The following is a 3,781-nucleotide window of genomic DNA, read 5'->3' on the forward strand; positions in this document are numbered from 1 at the left end:
GTCATCAACGATAAGAACTTGTTTCATCTGGAACTTTAACTGATGTTTAGACTGTTAGGCTTAAAGTACCCAGCAGACTGCTAAAAATCGTGTAATTTGCTCAAAATACACAGTTATATTGCCCTAGCTGAGCTAACCTAACCACACCGCTGCTGCGATGATCACACCTGTGGAAGGTATGATTTGCCTTGAGAAACAGGAGCAACACAGATGACTTACGAAAAAATTACTCCCCCCACTACAGGCTCGACTATCACATTTCAAGATGGAGAACCTATTGTCCCAGATAACCCCATTATCCCGTTTATCCGAGGGGATGGCACGGGAATTGATCTCTGGCCCGCCTCTCAACGAGTGTTTGATGCAGCGGTGACTGTCGCCTATGGGGGAAAACGCCAAATTTCCTGGTTTAAGGTTTATGCTGGAGACGAAGCCTGTGATCTGTATGGAACCTATCAATACTTGCCAGAAGATACCCTGACGGCGATTCAAACCTACGGAGTCGCAATTAAAGGCCCCCTGACGACCCCCATTGGTGGTGGTATTCGATCGCTAAACGTCGCTCTCCGCCAGATCTTTGACCTCTATGCCTGCATTCGTCCCTGCCGCTATTACGAGGGCACCCCTTCCCCCCACAAAAATCCCGAAAAACTCGATGTGATTATCTATCGGGAGAATACTGAGGATATTTACCTGGGGATTGAGTGGCGGCAGGGAACGGAAATTTGCGATCGCCTGATCAAAATCCTGAACGAAGACTTAATTCCTGCGACTCCTGAGCACGGGAAAAAACGGATTCCCCTAGATGCGGGAATTGGCATCAAACCCATCAGCAAATCTGGCTCCCAGCGGCTGGTGCGACGAGCGATCAAACATGCCCTGCGGTTGCCCAAGCAGAAACAGATGGTGACGCTGGTGCATAAGGGCAACATTATGAAGTACACCGAGGGAGCCTTCCGTGACTGGGGCTATGAGTTAGCCACTACGGAATTTCGGGCGGAGTGCGTAACGGAACGGGAATCCTGGATTCTCAGTAATAAGGAGAAAAAAACAGATATTACCCTGGAAGAAAATGCCCGGATGATTGAACCAGGATTTGATGCTCTGACGATCGAGAAGCGCGAACAGATTACTCAGGAAGTCAAACAGGTGTTGGACTCGATCTGGGAAACCCACGGCAAGGGCCAGTGGAAAGATAAGGTGATGGTCAACGATCGCATTGCTGACAGTATCTTCCAACAGATCCAGACCCGTCCCGACGAGTACTCCATCCTGGCCACCATGAACCTGAACGGGGACTACCTCTCGGATGCGGCAGCAGCGATCGTCGGCGGTCTGGGCATGGGACCAGGAGCCAATATCGGGGATGCCTGTGCCATTTTTGAAGCGACGCATGGCACGGCTCCGAAACATGCTGGCCTTGATCGGGTCAATCCTGGTTCGCTGATTCTCTCCGGTGTGATGATGCTGGAATATCTCGGCTGGCAGGAAGCGGCTGATCTGATCAAAAAGGGACTAGGAGCCGCGATCGCCAACCGGGAAGTGACCTACGACCTGGCGCGGTTGATGGATCCTCCCGTTGAGCCACCCCTGAAATGTTCTGAATTTGCGGAAGCGATTATCAGACACTTCTAAGAAGGATCGGGGGTCAGGGCTCAGGTTTATTCCACCCGATCCCTGACCCCCATCCCCGATCCTTGTTTCTACAATCACCCCTTCAAACGAGCAGGAAATTAGCTAGCCGCTCCTTCCTTCCGGTTGCGCATCCGCTTTAAGCCGCTGATCGCGGCAATGCCGAGAGCAGCCCCTCCCATGGTCATGGGTTCAGGAGCAACAGAAGCAGAGTAAGCTATGCCATCATTACCACACTCCATGTAGATATTAGCCAGGAAGGAACTGCTGGGCAGGAGGGACTTGTCAATACTAAAGCCAAATGTCTGACTGCCCATATTGGCACCGAAGTTCAACCCCATGGCTCTGAGAGCATCAGCCGTGAGTAAGTTCACATCCCCGATTTTTGTGCCGGACGCAATCGAGGTTTGAATACTGCCAGTGCCGTAATAGTTAAAGGCGGCCTCTTTAGTCGCTAGTGCAGAACCCTGAGTTTGATCTTTGTTAAAACCAGCATTGTAGTATTTTTGCAAGCTGCTGTACCCAAGGTTCTGCATAGTAACACTTTGAGTTTGCACCCCAGAATAAAGCCCTAAAGCTACTGGAGAGTCGTTGCTGGCAGCAAAGCGCACCGCAAACATTTCCCCTGCAGCAACCGCCTCATTGAATTTCTTGCCAGAGAAATTAAAGAATAAATCTCCCCAGCTAACAGTACCGTTTGCCGCTCCGTTCTCTTTCACGCCTGCTAGTGAGGCCCCCCCGTTAATGGCCACAAAGAGTTGGTTATCCCGAATGGTCATGGCCATGGCCCGAATGTCATAGGCGGTGCCACCGGATCAATCGCCTTTAGCATCATATTGATAGTTCCAGCTAGTACCTAACCTTGGGGGATTTGCAGTTGAGGCATTGGCATTCAGTACAGGAGCCATGCTGAAGATAGCTGTGCTACCAGCCACAGATGCGATCGTGCTTGTCCATTTCATAATTAATTCAGCCTTTTGGTGAGATTGTGAGATTGGCAGAAGAGATGAAATATGTTCGTTATGAACTTGTTTACATCTTTCCCTACGGTACTCTCTTTGCTTACTCTGGTAGGTAAAATTCCTTCTAAAAAGGCTTCTTTGAATTGAAAGACAAGATGAATATTGACTGAGATAAGCGGTGAATTGTTCAGTATATTTTCATGCATTAATTTAGGGGATAAGGGATAACACGTAGACATAACTTGCCAGTGCTATCTCAACTGCCCCAATCTTCCTAATACCTCCTTAATGACGACTACGCTACAGAAGTTGAGGTTCTATTGCCGCTCTAGCAGGACGGTGTCCTGTGTTCTTAGAGGAACGAGCTATAGTGGGGAGTGGTCACAGTTTGGTATGGCCCGGTTATACACAATGCTATGGATACAGTTGACTTAGCATTTACTTCAGCGTTAGAGCAGGCCCGCCTGATCCGTCAGAAAGAAATTTCTCCCCTGGAGTTAGTTCAAGTTTATTTAGAGCGCATTCAACGCCTCGATCGCACGTTGGGCAGCTATGTCACGGTCGCCGCAGAGTTAGCGATTGCGGATGCCCGAGCCAAAACCGAGGCCCTGGTTAATACTGCTGTCGATGAATTGCCTCCCTTTTATGGTGTGCCCATTTCGATTAAAGACTTGAATATGGTGGCTGGCTTGCCCTGTACCTTTGGCCTCCGGGTGCTGAAGCAACGCCTTGCCACGGAAGATGATGGTATTGTCAAACGAATCAGGCGAGCAGGGTTTACCATTTTAGGAAAAACGGCCACTTCAGAGTTAGGAACTTTGCCCTATACCGAACCCAAGGGGTTTCTCCCGGCTCGCAATCCCTGGAGTCTGGACTATACGCCTGGTGGATCGAGTGGGGGGCGGCAGCAGAAATCGCCACAGGGTTGTGTCCTGTTGCTCAAGGATCGGATGGCGGCGGCTCAATTCGGGGGCCAGCCTTTTGTTGTGGATTATAGTGGGAATTAAGCCATCACGGGGGCGAATCAGCTTTGCACCGTTGGGCGATCGCTTGAATGGCATTGCTACCAATGGTCCTTTAGCACGAAATGTGGCTGATGCAGCGGCTTTACTGGACGTCATGTCTGGTTATGTACTGGGGGATCCTTACTGGCTTCCGGAACCAGAGCCGTCCTTTCTGGCTGCTAC

The 3,781-nt window shown here is 50.2% G+C and carries 3 protein-coding genes and 2 pseudogenes; 3 read left to right on the forward strand and 2 right to left on the reverse strand.

Annotated elements, in window-relative coordinates; all coding sequences use genetic code 11:
• The first annotated feature begins 210 nt into the window (after window positions 1-210).
• Window positions 211-1,635 carry an NADP-dependent isocitrate dehydrogenase gene (locus tag ACUVQO_RS13280; RefSeq protein WP_445926351.1) on the forward strand — a complete coding sequence of 475 codons (1,425 nt, stop codon included), beginning with the start codon at window positions 211-213 and terminating at the stop codon, window positions 1,633-1,635.
• Window positions 1,636-1,733: 98 nt separating this feature from the next.
• On the opposite strand, the pseudogene ACUVQO_RS13285 reads toward ACUVQO_RS13280, so the two are convergent.
• Window positions 1,734-2,432 (reverse strand): annotated as a pseudogene (locus ACUVQO_RS13285) (XDD3 family exosortase-dependent surface protein); the annotation flags it as partial.
• A gap of 15 nt (window positions 2,433-2,447) precedes the next feature.
• Window positions 2,448-2,594 (reverse strand): hypothetical protein, encoded by a 147-nt coding sequence (locus tag ACUVQO_RS13290; RefSeq protein ID WP_445926352.1) that lies wholly within the window; start codon window positions 2,592-2,594, stop codon window positions 2,448-2,450.
• A 416-nt stretch (window positions 2,595-3,010) separates the two neighbouring features.
• On the opposite strand from ACUVQO_RS13290, the pseudogene ACUVQO_RS13295 reads away from it, so the two are divergent.
• Window positions 3,011-3,591 (forward strand): annotated as a pseudogene (locus tag ACUVQO_RS13295) (amidase).
• Window positions 3,591-3,781, forward strand: a 191-nt coding sequence (locus ACUVQO_RS13300; RefSeq protein WP_445926353.1) for an amidase family protein, incomplete at its 3' end; no start/stop codon positions are given. The pseudogene ACUVQO_RS13295 and the gene ACUVQO_RS13300, both read left to right, overlap by 1 nt.

Source organism: Leptodesmis sp. (genome assembly GCF_052746595.1).

Excerpts from the sequence above, each read along its gene's own strand:
- ACUVQO_RS13280 (WP_445926351.1), top strand. The coding sequence starts at position 211 with ATGACTTACGAAAAAATTACTCCCCCCACTACAGGCTCGACTATCACA.
- ACUVQO_RS13290 (WP_445926352.1), bottom strand. The coding sequence starts at position 2,594 with ATGAAATGGACAAGCACGATCGCATCTGTGGCTGGTAGCACAGCTATC.